The organism is Leclercia sp. (assembly GCF_036780805.1).
In the GTDB taxonomy this organism is placed as follows: domain Bacteria; phylum Pseudomonadota; class Gammaproteobacteria; order Enterobacterales; family Enterobacteriaceae; genus Enterobacter.
Map to the genome: position 1 here is coordinate 1828886 of NZ_DAIQCE010000001.1, position 15750 is coordinate 1844635.

Here is a 15750-nt window from a genome sequence, read left to right on the forward strand (position 1 = left end):
TTGAGGAGAGGTTGATAAAGCCCCTGCTGAAATAACGATCTGGCAACAAGACCGGAATTTATTATGTCATCCATCGCAGAGTCATCTTTTACCCATCAGCCGCAACCTAAATCGGGCTGGCAGCTGTTTCAACGCCTGGCATTCGGGACATTAACCCCGGGACTTGCCTGGCGCAATCCGGCCTACCGCCGCAAGTTTATGCTGCGATCGCTGATGACGCCATTCAGCACCGCCCGCCTGCTGTCAAACCTGGCACAACAGCCGCAGCTGCTGCAGCTGTTGCAGGTTCAACCGGGGCTGCCCTGCCGCCTGCACCGTCCGTGGTTGTCCGTCGCCATCAACCGCCAGCAAACCCTGGAGGCGCTGAGCTGGCACTATCAGACGATGCAGCGCCAGCTCCCGGCCGCGCTGATGAACGGCTATCTCTCCCGGGAAGGGGTGACGTTACTGACCCTGACCGGCAAAGACGACCAGCAGTTTACCCTGCGCCTGTGCGCCGATGCGTTTCTGGATAAAGAGGGTGAAGCCACGCTGGCCTTTTGCGACGCCGACCAGACGGTGCTGGCGGAGGTAACCTTCACGCTGTGTCAGATGAACGGCACCGCGACGCTGTTTATCGGCGGGATGCAGGGGGCAAAAGCCTTTGTGCCGCACGAGGCGATCCAGAGCGCCACCAAAGCCTGTCACGGCCTGTTCCCGAAACGCCTGCTGGTGGAAGCCGCCATGACGCTGGGCAGCGCCCTTGCCGTGGAGCAGATCGTGGCGGTCAGCAACAGCACCCACATCTACCGCAGCTGGCGCTATCGCAAGAAAAAAGAGGGGAAACTGCTGGCCGATTACGACGGCTTCTGGGAGTCGCTCGGCGGCGAGCGCACCGACGAGGGCAACTACCGTCTGCCGCGGGTCATGCCGCGTAAACCGATGGAAGAAATCGCCAGCAAAAAGCGCGCCGAGTACCGCCGCCGCTTCGCCCTGCTGGACAGCCTGATTGATCAGGTCAACCAGGCGACCCGCCGTTAATCGGCTCTCCCGCGTGCCAGCCACAGCACGCGGGAGAACATTTTCCGCAACAGGGTCGGTACCGCTTCAACCCCGCGCCGCCCGGCCTCCATCGCCACTTCAATCGCCAGATCGGGCTTCGACGAGCGATGAATGGCTTTCATGATCACCCGCCGCATGTTCATCGGAATATCGTCGGGCACCATCGCCACCCGATGAAAGACGTCCGAGAAGCCCTGCCGGTACATGAAGTGCTCCATGTCCATGGCGGGCAGCGCCGTCAGGTGCTCGCGCTCCTCCTCCCGGTCGTTGTTAATCAGCCCGCGCACGGTGGCAGCATATTTCTTGCCCGCCTCGTCGCCGTCCACCAGCACGTGCCACTCAATGCCCATCCGCCGGGCAAATTTGATCAGCGGTTTTAAGCCCGACTGGGCGAACTCAATCACCTTGATCCCCTCGGCATCGAAGTGGTGGCCGCACTGGCGGGCCAGCTCGTTAATCACCCAGGTTTCGGTCTCCCCTTCCACCAGCAGCCAGCAGCGGGCGAACAGCGAGGAGGCGCGGTTAAAGCGAATATGGAAGGCGATCCGGCGGCTGTCTTCGGCATTCATCCCGCCCGGCCCAAGGCGGAAAGCCGTCACGCGCGAGGATTCGCGCACCAGGCGACAGACGTGCTCCACCGGGGTTAACGACAGCAGTTCGCCGGAGTTGGTGGTGGTGATGCGCTGCAAAGGCAGCAGATTCAGCAGGTGCCACGCCACCGAGAGCATAATCGGATGCAGGCGCGTCTCGGGATCTTCCACCAGCAGCAGCGGGCGGGCATCCCGGTCGAGCCGGACGGTGCCTTTGGCCTGTAGCAGCGTCGAGAAGAGCCCCAGCAGGATCACCCGGTGCGAACGGCCGCCGGGCTTGTCGATCATCCGGTTAATGATGTCGAGATAGCGCCAGCTGCGCTGTTCATCGTGGGAGCGCCGCCGCATCAGCCGGTTGCGGACCGGCGAGGAGCCCTGCTCGGTAAAGTAGTGCTCCAGCAGCTGCACCATCGCCGATAACCCCTGGCGGATCTGGCCGTCGGTTAAGTTTTGCGGACGTGCCACCAGCTCCCGGGCCAGGTAATCCAGCTCGCGGGCAGTCACTTCTACGTCGGGCATGTTAGGCACCGTGCCGTTGCGGATCCGGCGCATAAAGCGGGCGTCCCGCAGGCGCAGCACGGGCATCAGGCGCACCAGATGGCGCGCCAGCTCGTCAATATCCGCCAGCGGCAGAGGGTTGCCGTCGTTATCGAGAAAACCGCGTAACGTCAGCACGCTGTCGTCGTCCGCCAGCTCGCCCTCCAGACGATAAAAAATGCGCTGGTAGTCGTCCTGACACGGCACCCAGCAGTCGGCCAGGGGACGGTAGCGTCGGACGCGATGCCGACCCGGTTCGGATTCACGGAAGGTAAGAATAATATGCAGATGGTGTTCGCGCCCCAGCAGATCCCCGGGGGGAAACCAGAAATCTTCCCGGACAAAATGGTACAGATCGGATTCCGGGGAGAGCAGCAGCGTCAGGGCATCCAGCAGGCTGGATTTACCCCAGGCGTTTTCCCCGATCAGCACGTTATTGTGCTCAAGCATCAACGACAGACGGTTAATGCCGCGGAACCCTACGATTTCCACACGTTCAAGCAACATGTACCCTCCGGGAGAGATGAACTTTTCCTTTACGTTATCAGGAGTATAACGCCAGCGCGCCCGGACGGACACCCGATTGTCGAGGGAATATTAACAGGCAAAAATGAATAATTAAGAATTTAACCAACAACTTTCATTTGAAATAATGATTCCCGCCCAATACGCTTTCTGCCGGAAATTTCTCCCGGCTTTACTTGCCTTAATTTTATAAGGAAACGCAACACCTTGCCCTACATCAAACTTACCGTATTTATTTAACTGGTGAGGGGGGATATTCATTTTTAGAATAGAGGCGTTTTAAAACTCATCGCCCTTATTAGCGATAAATAACAATGGCGCAGGAGTGCGCTCTTTTTCTTTGAGGTGGTTATGTTCAGAAAGTTAGCAGCTGAATGTTTTGGTACATTCTGGTTGGTATTTGGTGGCTGCGGCAGCGCAGTACTGGCGGCAGGTTTCCCGGAATTAGGGATTGGTTTTGTCGGGGTTTCCCTGGCCTTTGGTTTAACGGTATTAACCATGGCTTATGCTGTGGGGCATATTTCCGGCGGGCATTTTAACCCGGCGGTGACATTAGGTCTCTGGGCGGGCGGTCGTTTTCCGGCGAAAGATATTCTCGGCTATATTATTGCCCAGGTGATTGGCGGGATTATTGCTGCCGCTATTCTGTATGTCATTGCCAGCGGTAAAACCGGCTTTGACGCTGCGGCCAGCGGTTTTGCTTCAAACGGTTTTGGCGAGCACTCCCCGGGCGGTTTCTCCATGCTCTCTGCTATCGTCATTGAAATCGTGCTGACGGCCGGTTTCCTGCTGGTGATCCACGGTGCCACTGATAAACACGCCCCGGCCGGTTTTGCCCCGATTGCGATTGGTCTGGCGCTGACCCTGATCCACCTGATCAGCATTCCGGTAACCAATACCTCGGTGAACCCGGCGCGCAGCACCGCGGTCGCTATCTTCCAGGGCGGCTGGGCGCTACAGCAGCTGTGGCTGTTCTGGGTGATGCCGATTATCGGCGGTATTATCGGCGGCGTGCTGTACCGCACCCTGCTTGAGAAACGCGATTAAGATTGTGCGCGTTGTGATGCCGGGTGGCGGCTTCGCCTTACCCGGCCTACGCAATGCCAAACCCCAGGCCGGGCAAGCGACAGCGCCGCCCGGCATTAAACCGCACCGCCCCCATTTTCTACCTTTACTGAACCGTCTGAATTGGGTAGTGTCACAGCGCCACTCATATAAAGGACCGGTTGTTCATGTTTTCAGGACTCTTAATCATTCTGATCCCGCTGATTGTGGGTTATCTCATTCCTCTTCGTCAGCTGTCAGCGCTAAAACTGATCAACCGTTTACTGAGCGGGATTGTCTACGTCATTCTGTTTTTTATGGGCATCAGCCTCGCCTTTCTCGATAATCTGGCGACCAACCTGCTGTCGATCCTGCATTACTCCATCATTACGATGGGGGTTATTTTACTCTGCAATATCGCGGCCCTGTTCTGGCTGGAACGTATTATTCCGTGGCGAAACCATCACCATCAGGAAAAATTACCGTCGCGTATTGCCATGGCGCTGGAGTCATTAAAATTATGCGGCGTGGTGGTGCTCGGTTTTCTGCTGGGGCTGACCGGGTTCGCCTTTTTACAGCACGCCACCGAAGCCAGCGAATATACCCTGATCTTCCTGCTGTTCCTGATTGGTATTCAGCTGCGTAATAACGGCATGACCTTAAAACAGATCGTACTTAATCGTCGCGGCATGATGGTCGCCGTGGTCGTCGTGGGCAGCTCGCTAATTGGCGGAGTGATTAATGCCTTTATCCTCGGCCTGCCGCTCAATACCGCCCTGGCGATGGCCTCCGGTTTTGGCTGGTACTCCCTTTCCGGCATTCTGTTAACTGAATCCTTTGGTCCGGTGATAGGCAGTGCCGCCTTCTTTAACGACCTCGGGCGCGAGCTGATCGCCATTATGCTGATCCCGGGCCTGGTGCGCCGCAGCCGCTCCACGGCGCTGGGCCTCTGCGGTGCCACCTCAATGGACTTTACCCTGCCGGTGCTGCAACGCTCTGGCGGCCTGGAGATGGTGCCTGCCGCCATCGTGCACGGCTTTATTTTAAGCCTGCTGGTGCCGATCATGATGGCGTTCTTCTCCGCCTGATACTTCTTAGGCGGTAGCCAGCTACCGCCAAAATTGCGCTAAATCAATAACCCTTTCGTTTGTAGCAGAAAGCCCTTTTCTCTGTATCGTCACAGGCATAACCTTAAAGATGTATTTAAAATATAACTTTAACAGGTGTGATTATGTTTTGTGTGCAATGTGAACAAACTATCCGAACTCCAGCTGGCAACGGCTGCTCTTACGCACAGGGCATGTGCGGTAAAACCGCCGAAACGTCCGATCTGCAGGATCTGCTGATTGCCGCCCTGCAGGGTTTATCCGCCTGGGCAGTAAAAGCCCGGGAATATGGCATTATTGACCACTACGTTGATAACTTCGCCCCACGCGCGTTTTTCTCTACCCTGACCAACGTTAACTTCGATTCGCCACGCATTGTGGGCTACGCCCGCGAAGCCATTGCCCTGCGTGACGCCCTGAAAGCCCAGGCCCTGAACGTCGATGCCGGTGCCCGCGTGGACAACCCTATGGCCGATTTGCAGCTGGTGAGCGACGATCTCGGCGACCTGCAGCGTCAGGCGGCAGAATTTACCCCGAACAAAGACAAAGCGGCGATTGGCGAGAACATTCTTGGCCTGCGTCTGCTGTGCCTGTACGGTCTGAAAGGTGCTGCGGCCTATATGGAACACGCGCACGTTCTGGATCAGTACGACAACGACATCTACGCCCAGTACCACAAAATTATGGCGTGGCTGGGTACCTGGCCTTCCGATATGAACGCCCTGCTGGAGTGTTCAATGGAAATCGGCCAGATGAACTTCAAAGTGATGAGCATCCTGGACGCCGGTGAAACCACCAAATACGGCCACCCGACCCCAACGCAGGTCAACGTTAAAGCGACCGAAGGCAAGTGCATTCTGATCTCTGGTCACGACCTGAAAGATCTCTATAACCTGCTGGAGCAGACCGACGGCACCGGGGTCAACGTCTACACCCACGGCGAGATGCTGCCTGCCCACGGCTACCCGGAGCTGCGCAAATTCAAACACCTGATCGGTAACTACGGCAGCGGCTGGCAGAACCAGCAGGTGGAGTTCGCCCGCTTCCCTGGCCCTATCGTGATGACCTCTAACTGCATCATCGACCCTACCGTGGGCGCTTACGACGATCGTATCTGGACCCGCAGCATCGTCGGCTGGCCGGGCGTGAGCCACCTTGAAGGTGACGATTTTGGTCCGGTGATTGCCCAGGCGCAGCAGATGGCGGGCTTCCCGTACAGCGAAATTCCCCACCTGATCACCGTTGGCTTTGGCCGTCAAACCCTGCTGGGCGCGGCGGACTCCCTGATTGATCTGGTGAGCCGCGAAAAACTGCGTCACATCTTCCTGGTCGGCGGTTGCGACGGCGCACGCGGAGAACGTAACTACTTCACCGATTTCGCCACCAGCGTGCCGGACGACTGCCTGATCCTGACCCTGGCCTGCGGTAAGTACCGTTTCAACAAGCTGGAGTTCGGCGATATCGAAGGGCTGCCGCGTCTGATCGATGCCGGTCAGTGTAACGATGCCTACTCGGCCATCATCCTCGCGGTAACGCTGGCAGAGAAACTGGGCTGTGGCGTGAACGACCTGCCGCTGTCGCTGGTGCTCTCCTGGTTCGAACAGAAAGCGATTGTGATCCTGCTGACCCTGCTGTCGCTGGGCGTGAAAAACATCGTCACCGGCCCGACCGCACCTGGCTTCTTTACGCCGGATCTGCTGGCCGTCCTCAACGAGAAGTTTGGTCTGCGTTCCGTGACCACCGTTGAAGAAGACATGAAGCAACTGCTGAGCGCGTAAGGAGTAAAAGTATGACGATGCCAACCCATCAGTGCCCGTGGCGGATGCAGGTTCATCACATCCATCAGGAAACACCGGATGTCTGGACGATTTCGCTGCTGTGCCACGACTATTATCCGTACCGCGCCGGGCAGTATGCGCTGGTCAGCGTGCGTAACTCAGCGGAGACGCTGCGGGCGTACACGATCTCCTCCACGCCGGGTATCAGCGAGTACATCACGCTGACCATCCGTCGCATTGATGAGGGGGCTGGCTCCCAGTGGTTGACGCACGATGTGAAGCGTGGGGATTACATCTGGCTGTCGGACGCGCAGGGTGATTTTACCTGTGACGATAAGCCGGACGATAAATTCCTGCTGCTGGCCGCCGGCTGCGGCGTGACGCCGGTGATGTCGATGCGTCGCTGGCTGGCGAAGCACCGCCCGCAGGCCGACGTGGAGGTGATCTTCAGCGTGCGCTCACCGCAGGACGTGATTTTCGCCGACGAGTGGCGGAACTACCCGGTCACCCTGGTGGCCGAAAATAACGCCACCGAGGGTTTCGTTGCCGGTCGTCTGACCCGCGAGCTGCTGCAGCGCGTGCCGGATCTGGCCTCACGCACCGTGATGACCTGCGGCCCGGCGCCGTATATGGACCTCGTTGAAGAAGAGGTGAAGGCCCTCGGCGTGGCCCGCTTCTTTAAAGAGCAGTTCTTTACCCCGGTAGCAGAAGCCGCCACCAGCGGGCTGAAGTTCACCAAACTGCAGCCGGCGCAGACCTTCTTTGGCCGCGTGGGCAGCACGCTGCTGGAGGCGCTGGAGAGCAATAACGTGCCGGTGGTGGCTGCCTGTCGTGCAGGCGTCTGCGGCTGCTGTAAAACGAAGGTGGTGGACGGGAACTATACCGTTTCCAGCACCATGACCCTGACCGATGCCGAAGTGGCGGAAGGTTACGTGCTGGCCTGCTCCTGTCATCCGCAGGGGGATCTGGTGCTGGCCTGATGGAACGCCCGGTGGCGCTAGCGCTTACCGGGCCTACAAAGGCTAATGCCCGGTGGCGCTACGCTTACCGGGCCTACGAAATCCGTAGGCCGGGCAAACGCAGTGCCGCCCGGCGTTACTTCCAGACAGGATCGCTCACCACCGCATACCGCCCTGCTCCTAAAAATGCCACCGCCAGCGCACCAACGAAGAAGTAAACCAGGCTTTCAATCGCCCACGCTCCGACCGCATCCAGGGCGAAGGTTTTGCCCGTGCCCACCATCAGCCACGCCACCACCATGGTGAACGCTAATACCAGCGCCGCCGGACGGGTAAAAATGCCGAGGATAATCAGGATCGGCGCTACCACTTCACCAATTAGCACCCCGTAAGCGATAAAGCCCGGCAGCCCCTTCGCCGCCAGCATGCCTGCAATGCCCCCCACGCCGTCGATAGCTTTATGCATCCCGTGAAACAGCATCAAGCCCCCCACCGCCAGACGCAGCAACAGCCTGCCAAAATCGTCGTGCGTTAGCGTTTTATTAACAGCCGTTAACAATGATTTAACCATTTGAATTGATTCCTGTTTTTGTTGGATACACCATCAGAATATGACGAAATATTGCACATTGAAAGCAACTATTAATCAGGGGGATTAAACAGGCATGGCGGTCAGTTTCATCTAAGCTTGAAAGCGTTATCACATTCAGGAGACGGACTACCATGAAACAAACCGTGGCGAACTACATCGCGAAAATGCTGGAACAGGCCGGAGTGAAACGGATCTGGGGTGTTACCGGGGATTCCCTTAACGGCCTGAGCGACAGCCTGAACCGGATGGGCACCATCGAGTGGATGCCGACCCGACATGAGGAGGTCGCCGCGTTCGCCGCCGGGGCCGAAGCGCAGCTTACCGGGGAGCTGGCGGTGTGCGCCGGATCCTGCGGGCCGGGCAACCTGCATCTGATTAACGGCCTGTTTGACTGTCATCGTAATAACGTCCCGGTGCTGGCCATCGCGGCGCACATTCCCTCCAGTGAAATCGGCAGCGGCTATTTTCAGGAGACGCATCCCCAGGAGCTGTTCCGTGAATGCAGCCACTACTGTGAGCTGGTCTCCACGCCGGAGCAGATCCCGCAGGTGCTGGCCCTGGCCCTGCGCAACGCCATTTTGAAACGCGGCGTCTCGGTGATTGTGCTGCCCGGCGACGTCGCCCTGCAGGCGGCCCCGGAAAGTGCCAGCAACCACTGGTATCCGGCCCCCCTACCGGTAGTGACGCCCGCCCATGCCGAACTGAAAAAACTGGCGCAGCTGCTGCGCTACTCCAGCAATATCGCCCTGATGTGCGGCAGCGGCTGTGCCGGGGCCCATGACGAGCTGGTGGAGTTTGCCGGCATGCTGAAGGCGCCGATTGTTCACGCCCTGCGCGGTAAAGAGCACGTAGAGTACGATAACCCCTATGACGTGGGGATGACCGGGCTGATCGGCTTCTCGTCCGGGTTCCACACCATGATGAACGCCGACACCCTGGTGCTGCTCGGCACCCGCTTCCCCTATCGCGCCTTCTACCCCACCGACGCGAAAATCATCCAGATCGACATCAACCCGGCCAGCATCGGGGCGCACAGCAAGGTGGATATGGCGCTGGTCGGCGACATCAAGGCCACCCTCGCCGCGCTGATGCCGCTGCTGGAAGAGAAAACCGATCGTAAGTTTCTGGATAAAGCCCTCAGCGACTATCGCGACGCGCGCAAGGGGCTGGACGACCTGGCGAAGCCCAGCGACAAGGCGCTGCACCCGCAGTATCTGGCGCAGCAGATCAGCCATTACGCCGCCGACGATGCCATCTTTACCTGCGACGTGGGCACCCCTACCGTCTGGGCGGCACGCTACCTGAAGATGAACGGCAAGCGCCGCCTGGTGGGCTCGTTTAACCACGGCTCGATGGCTAACGCCATGCCGCAGGCGCTGGGCGCTAAAGCCACCGCGCCGGAGCGGCAGGTGGTGGCGATGTGCGGTGACGGCGGCTTCAGCATGCTGATGGGGGATTTCCTCTCGGTGGCGCAGATGAAACTGCCGATCAAAATCATCGTCTTTAACAACAGCGTGCTGGGCTTTGTGGCGATGGAGATGAAGGCCGGGGGCTATCTGACCGACGGCACCGAGCTGCATGACACCAACTTCGCCGCCATCGCCGAAGCCTGCGGCATCACCGGTATCCGCGTGGAGAAAGCCTCAGAGGTGGATGATGCCTTACAGCGCGCCTTCTCCACCGAGGGCCCGGTGCTGGTAGATGTGGTGGTCGCCAAAGACGAACTGGCGATCCCGCCGCAAATCAAACTGGAACAGGCCAAGGGCTTTAGCCTGTATATGCTGCGCGCCATCATCAGCGGCCGCGGCGACGAAGTTCTGGAGCTAGCCAAAACCAACTGGCTCAGGTAAAAATATCCTTTTCAATTCATACACAAAATCATTCGTGTTGCATCAAGGCGGCAAGCCCGAAAATCCCCAGGAGCATAGATAACTATGTGACTGGGGTTTGAGGGCGCAGCCAACGCAGAGGCAGCGCGAAGGATGAAGTGTATAAGGATATGACATGATTGATTTACGTAGCGACACCGTCACCCGTCCGAGCCGTGCCATGCTGGAAGAGATGCTGGCCGCGCCGGTCGGGGACGACGTCTACGGCGACGACCCGACCGTTAACGAACTCCAGCGCTATGCCGCCGAGCTGAGCGGCCACGAAGCCGCTCTGTTCCTGCCGACCGGCACCCAGGCCAACCTCGTGGCCCTGCTCAGCCACTGCGAGCGCGGCGAAGAGTATATCGTCGGCCAGGGGGCGCATAACTACCTGTACGAAGCCGGTGGCGCAGCGGTGCTCGGCAGCATTCAGCCGCAGCCGATTGATGCCGCGCCTGACGGCTCCCTGCCGCTGGACAAAGTGGCCGCCAAAATCAAAGCCGACGACATTCACTTCGCCCGCACTAAACTGCTCAGCCTCGAAAACACCCATAACGGCAAAGTACTGCCGCGTGAGTACCTGAAAGCGGCGTGGGAATTTACCCGCGAGCGCAAGCTGGGGCTGCACGTCGATGGCGCACGCATCTTTAACGCCGTGGTGGAGTATGGCTGTGAGCTGAAAGAGATTACGCAATATTGCGACTCGTTCACCATTTGCCTCTCGAAAGGGCTGGGCACGCCGGTGGGCTCCCTGCTGGTGGGCAATGCCGACTACATCAAGCGCGCCAACCGCTGGCGTAAAATGACCGGCGGCGGCATGCGTCAGGCCGGGATCCTCGCCGCGGCGGGCCTGTACGCCCTGAAAAATAACGTTGCCCGCCTGAAGGACGATCACGACAACGCGGCGTGGATGGCGACGCAGCTGCGCGAGATCGGTGCCGATGTGATGCGTCACGACACCAACATGCTTTTTATCCGCGTCGGGGAAGATAACGCCGCGGCGCTGGGTGAGTTTATGAAGGCGCGCGGCGTGCTGATCAATGCCTCGCCGGTCGTGCGTCTGGTGATGCATCTCGACGTCAACCGCGAGCAGCTTGCGGAAGTGGTTGCTCACTGGCAGGCATTTTTACAGCGCTAAGGAGCAATCGTGCCGCAACGTATTCTGGTGCTGGGTGCCAGCGGGTATATCGGTCAACATCTGGTGGCCGCCCTCAGCGCGCGTGGGCACCAGGTATGCGCTGCGGCACGCAACGTTGAGCGCCTGCAAAAGCAGAACCTGCCCAACGTCACCTGCCATGCTATCGATCTCAACTGGCCCCAGGATCTGGCGGCCCTGCTTGAGGGGGTGGATACCCTTTACTATCTGGTGCACAGCATGGGCGAAGGCGGCAACTTCATCGCCCACGAGCGCCAGGTGGCGATGAACGTCCGTGATCTGCTGCTGGAACACCCGGTTAAACAGATTATCTTCCTCAGCTCGCTGCAGGCACCGGAGCATGAGCAGTCCGACCACCTGCGCGCCCGGCAGCTGACCGCCGAGACGCTGCGCAGCGCCGGGATCCCGCTTACCGAGCTGCGGGCCGGGATCATCGTCGGGGCGGGCTCTGCCGCCTTCGAGGTGATGCGCGACATGGTCTATAACCTGCCGGTGCTGACCCCGCCGCGCTGGGTGCGATCCCGCACCACGCCGATTGCGCTGGAGAACCTACTCCACTATCTGGTGGCGCTGCTCGATCATCCGGCGACAGCGCACCGGGTGCTGGAGGCCGCCGGGCCCGAGGTGCTGAGCTATCAGCAGCAGTTCGAACACTTTATGACGGTGAGCGGCCGCCGTCGTCCGCTGATCCCCATCCCCTTCCCGACCCGCTGGATCTCGGTGTGGTTTTTAAACGTCATCACCTCCGTGCCGCCGACCACCGCCAAAGCGCTAATCCAGGGGCTGAAGCACGACCTGCTGGCCGACGACCGGGAGCTGCGGGCGCTGATCCCGCAGGATTTAATCCGCTTCGATGACGCGGTGCGCAACACCCTGAAAGAAGAGGAGAAGCTGGTCAACTCCAGCGACTGGGGCTACGACGCCCAGGCCTTCGCCCGCTGGCGACCGGAGTACGGCTACTACCCGAAACAGGCCGGCTGTACGGTGAAAACCTCCGCCAGCCTGAGCGCCTTGTGGGAAGTGGTGAATCAGCTCGGCGGCAAAGAGGGCTACTTCTTTGGCAACGCCCTGTGGCAAACCCGGGCGATGATGGATCTGCTGGTCGGCCACAGGCTGGCGAAAGGCCGTCCGGCGGCGCCGTACCTGCAAACCGGCGATGCGGTCGACAGCTGGAAGGTGATTATCGTCGAGCCGGAGAAGCAGCTGGCGCTGCTGTTTGGCATGAAAGCCCCGGGCCTTGGGCGGTTGTGTTTTACCCTGAAGGACAAAGGCGACCACCGGGAGCTGGACGTCCGCGCCTGGTGGCATCCGCACGGCATGCCGGGTCTGTTCTACTGGCTGCTGATGATCCCGGCGCACCTGTTTATCTTCCGCGGCATGGCCCGGCGTATTGCACTTCTGGCAGAACTAAAGACAGAAAAAGTCTGATTAAAACTCCGAATCTTTCACGTTTCCCATTGCATAGCGCCGTAATTCACGGAAGAATGCGCACGAAATTCTATTCAATACAGTGGATCGATATGAAGGTACTGGTTACCGGCGCCACCAGCGGCTTAGGCCGCAACGCGGTGGAGTTTTTGCGCAATAAAGGCGTCAGCGTCCGGGCCACCGGTCGCAATGAAGCGATGGGTAAATTGCTGCAAAAAATGGGCGCAGAGTTCGTCCATGCCGATCTGACGGAACTGGTCTCTTCCCAGGCGAAAGTGATGCTGGCCGGGATCGATACGCTGTGGCACTGCTCCAGCTTTACCTCGCCCTGGGGCACCCAGGAAGCTTTCGATCTGGCGAACGTGCGTGCCACCCGCCGTCTGGGCGAGTGGGCCGTGGCCTGGGGGGTGCGCAACTTTGTGCATATCTCCTCCCCGTCACTCTATTTCGACTATCACCACCATCGAGATATCCAGGAAGATTTCCGTCCGGCGCGCTACGCCTGCGAATTTGCCCGCAGCAAGGCCGCCAGCGAAGAGGTGATCGACCTGCTGGCGCAGTCCAACCCGCACACCCGCTTTACCATCCTGCGTCCGCAGAGCCTGTTTGGTCCGCACGACAAAGTGTTTATTCCGCGCCTGGCGCAGATGATGCACCACTACGGCAGCGTGCTGTTGCCGCGCGGCGGGGATGCGCTGGTGGACATGACCTATTTCGAGAACGCCATTCACGCCATGTGGCTGGCCAGCCAGAGCGAGTGCGACAGCCTGCCGTCCGGCCGCGCGTACAACATCACCAACGGCGAACCGCGCACATTGCGCAGCATTGTGCAGAAGCTGATTGACGAGCTGAACATTCAGTGTCGGATCCGCTCGGTACCCTACCCGATGCTGGATATCATTGCCCGCAGCATGGAGCGGCTGGGTAACAAATCCGCCAAAGAGCCCGCCCTGACCCACTACGGGGTGTCGAAACTGAACTTTGATTTTACCCTCGATACGCAACGCGCGGAGAGCGAGCTGGGCTATAAACCGCTGGTGACGCTGGATGAGGGGATTGAGCGCACTGCAGCCTGGCTGCGGGATCACGGGAAGCTTCACCGGTAGGGGTACCGTCTTTCTCCCTCAGCCCTGTGGGAGAGAACATCCGATCGCCCCGGCTATCGCTCAGGGACAAACACAAAAACGGCAACCCGAAGGTTGCCGTTTTGCTTTTACAACGCAGTCCAGGCCTCTCCCCATGCCAGACCTGCGCCCGGTTCGTAGTAAGACGGAGCACTGTTACACCAGCCGCTGTACGGGAACGGTTTGCACTGGAACAGTTTACCGTGGTTGTTCACGATATCGCCTGCCTGGTACTTGCTGTTGGCGCTCCACGCTGCATAGGAACCCGAGGTGCCTTCATCCTGAGCAGGGGTTGCCGCTTTCGCTTTCACGTTCAGCAGGTAGGTGGTAGTGCTGCTCAGCTCACCGTCGCTGACGGTCAGGCTGATCTCATATTGCTGCGCCGTGGCCGCTTCGGGTGCCGTAAAGGTGACCACACCTTTATCTTCACCGCTCAGGGTCTGGCCGTCCTGGGAACGCCAGGTATAGGTCAGCTTGTTGCCGTCTTCGTCAGTGGAACCTTCACCGCTCAGAGAGACCTGAGCCCCTGCTTCAACGGCACCCACTGGACCGGCGATCGCTGCCACCGGGGCGTGGTTGGTGACCGCTGGAGTGGTCTCTTCCGCAGGCGTGGTATCCGCAGGGGTGGTGTCCGCAGGGGTGGTGTCCGCTGGGGTGGTGTCCGCTGGGGTGGTATCTGACGGCGTAGTATCCGACGGCGTTGTCTCCGCCGGCGTTTCATCCGTTGGCGTCGTTGCAGAGCCATCGTCATTTACGACGTTGACGTTAAAGAACTTCTGCACGCATTTGGTGTAATCGCCGTCTTTAAAGGCGCTGAACGGCGTCTGATAGCCCACCAGCTGGCAAGAGTAGGTCTGCCCGTTCGGGGTATCCGCGCTCCATCCCCAGTCCTGTTCCCAGTAGATTTTCAGCGCGCCCGCGCCACCTTCATCAAACTGCTTCATGTTGGCACAACCCAGCACTTCATCTGCCGCTACTGGCACTTTCAGGTAGTTGGCAAACTCTTTGTAGTACTTGATACGGTTCTGGGACTGGGCAATCTCAGTTGGACCGCCGCACTCAACGCCGCCGTTGATGATCTGGGTGGTCACACCGAAGCCCGGTACGAGGCCGTTTGCTTTGTCGTGATCGTTCGGCTGCCAGGTGCCGTCAATGACCTGCAGCATGCTCGGTTTCGGCGGCTGCGGGTAGGCGAAGAAGAAGATGGCGCTCGCCAGGTTCAGCCAGGTATCCGCCACCAGCTCCGGTTTATTAAGCAGGGTGCGGACATCGCCAAACATCGCTTCGGAGAACGGACCGTAGTTGTAGTTATAGGAGAGCTGTTTCGCACCGCGGCCAAAGTAGCTGAGGAAATCCCCGTCCTTGTCTTTGCCACACGGCCACGTCTGCCCCTGCCACACGTCCGGGTTACATTCGCCGTTATAACCGCCCTTCTGGCCTTCGCTCCAGCCCATTTCACGGACATACACCAGCGCCTGACGCCATTCGGCTTCCGGACGCCAGGATTCGTGACCGCCGGTTTCCTGCGCGAAGTGCGCAAACATGGTCGCCAGCTCTTTACGACAAATGGCCAGGCTGTCACGACCATCGGTATAGTTGTCGCACAGTGCCGGGAACTTACCGACGGCCTTCAGGAAGTTGCTGTAGCTGTAATCCTTCGCGCGCAGCGGGAACAGATATTCCCAGTCGCTCTCTTTCAGAATGCTCTCTACCCGCTTCACGTTATCCGGGTTCGCCGCGCGGCCGGGTTCAATCAGCTCAACCTGGGCGTTATCCAGCGTACGGATCGTCGCTTTAACCGACTGCATCAGTGGAAAGTTGGTCAGCTCTTTCTCTTTTTTCGTCAGATCGCTGGCCTTCATGGTATAGGGTTCGCTGCTCTCTGCCTTCAGCAGGGAGGCCTGTGCCATGACGGGTGCCACGCAAGCCCCTGCGACGAGAATGCTCAGTAATGTCCTTTTATTCATCTCAAATATTCCTGTTTAAAAAAATAATGCTTAAT

12 protein-coding genes are annotated in these 15750 nt (G+C 59.2%); 9 read left to right on the plus strand and 3 right to left on the minus strand.

Annotated elements, in window-relative coordinates; genetic code table 11:
• The first annotated feature begins 63 nt into the window (after positions 1-63).
• The gene (locus V7Q49_RS08645; RefSeq protein ID WP_333850325.1) at positions 64-1020 is read left to right on the plus strand and encodes a VirK/YbjX family protein; all 957 of its coding nucleotides are present in this window, start codon (positions 64-66) and stop codon (positions 1018-1020) included.
• Here V7Q49_RS08645 and V7Q49_RS08650 read toward each other — a convergent pair.
• Complete coding sequence (locus tag V7Q49_RS08650) at positions 1017-2675, minus strand: ATP-dependent endonuclease (RefSeq protein WP_333850326.1); 1659 nt, start codon at positions 2673-2675, stop codon at positions 1017-1019. The two genes, V7Q49_RS08645 and V7Q49_RS08650, sit on opposite strands and share 4 nt — an antisense overlap.
• A 369-nt stretch (positions 2676-3044) precedes the next feature.
• Between V7Q49_RS08650 and aqpZ the strand changes: the two genes are divergently transcribed.
• The 4 genes from aqpZ (at position 3045) to hcr (ending at position 7601) form a co-directional block, all read left to right on the plus strand.
• Complete coding sequence (gene aqpZ / locus V7Q49_RS08655; protein WP_333850327.1) at positions 3045-3740, plus strand: aquaporin Z; 696 nt, start codon at positions 3045-3047, stop codon at positions 3738-3740.
• A gap of 185 nt (positions 3741-3925) precedes the next feature.
• The gene (locus tag V7Q49_RS08660; protein WP_333850328.1) at positions 3926-4825 is read left to right on the plus strand and encodes a lysine exporter LysO family protein; all 900 of its coding nucleotides are present in this window, start codon (positions 3926-3928) and stop codon (positions 4823-4825) included.
• 143 nt (positions 4826-4968) lie between these two features.
• Complete coding sequence (gene hcp / locus V7Q49_RS08665; RefSeq protein WP_333850329.1) at positions 4969-6621, plus strand: hydroxylamine reductase; 1653 nt, start codon at positions 4969-4971, stop codon at positions 6619-6621.
• 11 nt (positions 6622-6632) lie between these two features.
• Positions 6633-7601: an NADH oxidoreductase gene (gene hcr, locus V7Q49_RS08670; protein ID WP_333850330.1), complete on the plus strand. Its 969-nt coding sequence runs from the start codon at positions 6633-6635 to the stop codon at positions 7599-7601.
• 115 nt (positions 7602-7716) lie between these two features.
• On the opposite strand, the gene V7Q49_RS08675 is transcribed toward hcr, so the two are convergent.
• On the minus strand, positions 7717-8151 hold the full coding sequence (locus tag V7Q49_RS08675) for a DoxX family protein (RefSeq protein WP_333850331.1): 435 nt from the start codon (positions 8149-8151) through the stop codon (positions 7717-7719).
• A 152-nt stretch (positions 8152-8303) separates the two neighbouring features.
• On the opposite strand from V7Q49_RS08675, the gene poxB reads away from it, so the two are divergent.
• The 4 genes from poxB (at position 8304) to V7Q49_RS08695 (ending at position 13730) form a co-directional block, all read left to right on the plus strand.
• Positions 8304-10022 carry a ubiquinone-dependent pyruvate dehydrogenase gene (gene poxB / locus V7Q49_RS08680; RefSeq protein WP_333850333.1) on the plus strand — a complete coding sequence of 573 codons (1719 nt, stop codon included), beginning with the start codon at positions 8304-8306 and terminating at the stop codon, positions 10020-10022.
• Between the two features lie 154 nt (positions 10023-10176).
• Entirely contained in the window at positions 10177-11178 is a 1002-nt protein-coding gene (gene ltaE / locus V7Q49_RS08685) for a low-specificity L-threonine aldolase (RefSeq protein WP_333850334.1), read from the plus strand.
• A 9-nt stretch (positions 11179-11187) separates the two neighbouring features.
• On the plus strand, positions 11188-12624 hold the full coding sequence (locus V7Q49_RS08690) for an SDR family oxidoreductase (protein WP_333850335.1): 1437 nt from the start codon (positions 11188-11190) through the stop codon (positions 12622-12624).
• Positions 12625-12716: 92 nt separating this feature from the next.
• Positions 12717-13730 (plus strand): NAD-dependent epimerase/dehydratase family protein, encoded by a 1014-nt coding sequence (locus V7Q49_RS08695; protein WP_333850337.1) that lies wholly within the window; start codon positions 12717-12719, stop codon positions 13728-13730.
• A 107-nt stretch (positions 13731-13837) separates the two neighbouring features.
• On the opposite strand, the gene V7Q49_RS08700 is transcribed toward V7Q49_RS08695, so the two are convergent.
• On the minus strand, positions 13838-15715 hold the full coding sequence (locus tag V7Q49_RS08700) for a chitinase (RefSeq protein WP_333850338.1): 1878 nt from the start codon (positions 15713-15715) through the stop codon (positions 13838-13840).
• Positions 15716-15750 lie beyond the last annotated feature (35 nt).

Bases quoted from the DNA above. Each gene is read 5' to 3' on its own strand.
- ltaE (WP_333850334.1), top strand. From the start codon at position 10,177: ATGATTGATTTACGTAGCGACACCGTCACCCGTCCGAGCCGTGCCATG.
- V7Q49_RS08695 (WP_333850337.1), top strand. From the start codon at position 12,717: ATGAAGGTACTGGTTACCGGCGCCACCAGCGGCTTAGGCCGCAACGCG.
- poxB (WP_333850333.1), top strand. From the start codon at position 8,304: ATGAAACAAACCGTGGCGAACTACATCGCGAAAATGCTGGAACAGGCC.
- V7Q49_RS08700 (WP_333850338.1), bottom strand. From the start codon at position 15,715: ATGAATAAAAGGACATTACTGAGCATTCTCGTCGCAGGGGCTTGCGTG.
- hcp (WP_333850329.1), top strand. From the start codon at position 4,969: ATGTTTTGTGTGCAATGTGAACAAACTATCCGAACTCCAGCTGGCAAC.
- V7Q49_RS08660 (WP_333850328.1), top strand. From the start codon at position 3,926: ATGTTTTCAGGACTCTTAATCATTCTGATCCCGCTGATTGTGGGTTAT.
- hcr (WP_333850330.1), top strand. From the start codon at position 6,633: ATGACGATGCCAACCCATCAGTGCCCGTGGCGGATGCAGGTTCATCAC.
- V7Q49_RS08645 (WP_333850325.1), top strand. From the start codon at position 64: ATGTCATCCATCGCAGAGTCATCTTTTACCCATCAGCCGCAACCTAAA.
- V7Q49_RS08650 (WP_333850326.1), bottom strand. From the start codon at position 2,675: ATGTTGCTTGAACGTGTGGAAATCGTAGGGTTCCGCGGCATTAACCGT.
- V7Q49_RS08675 (WP_333850331.1), bottom strand. From the start codon at position 8,151: ATGGTTAAATCATTGTTAACGGCTGTTAATAAAACGCTAACGCACGAC.
- aqpZ (WP_333850327.1), top strand. From the start codon at position 3,045: ATGTTCAGAAAGTTAGCAGCTGAATGTTTTGGTACATTCTGGTTGGTA.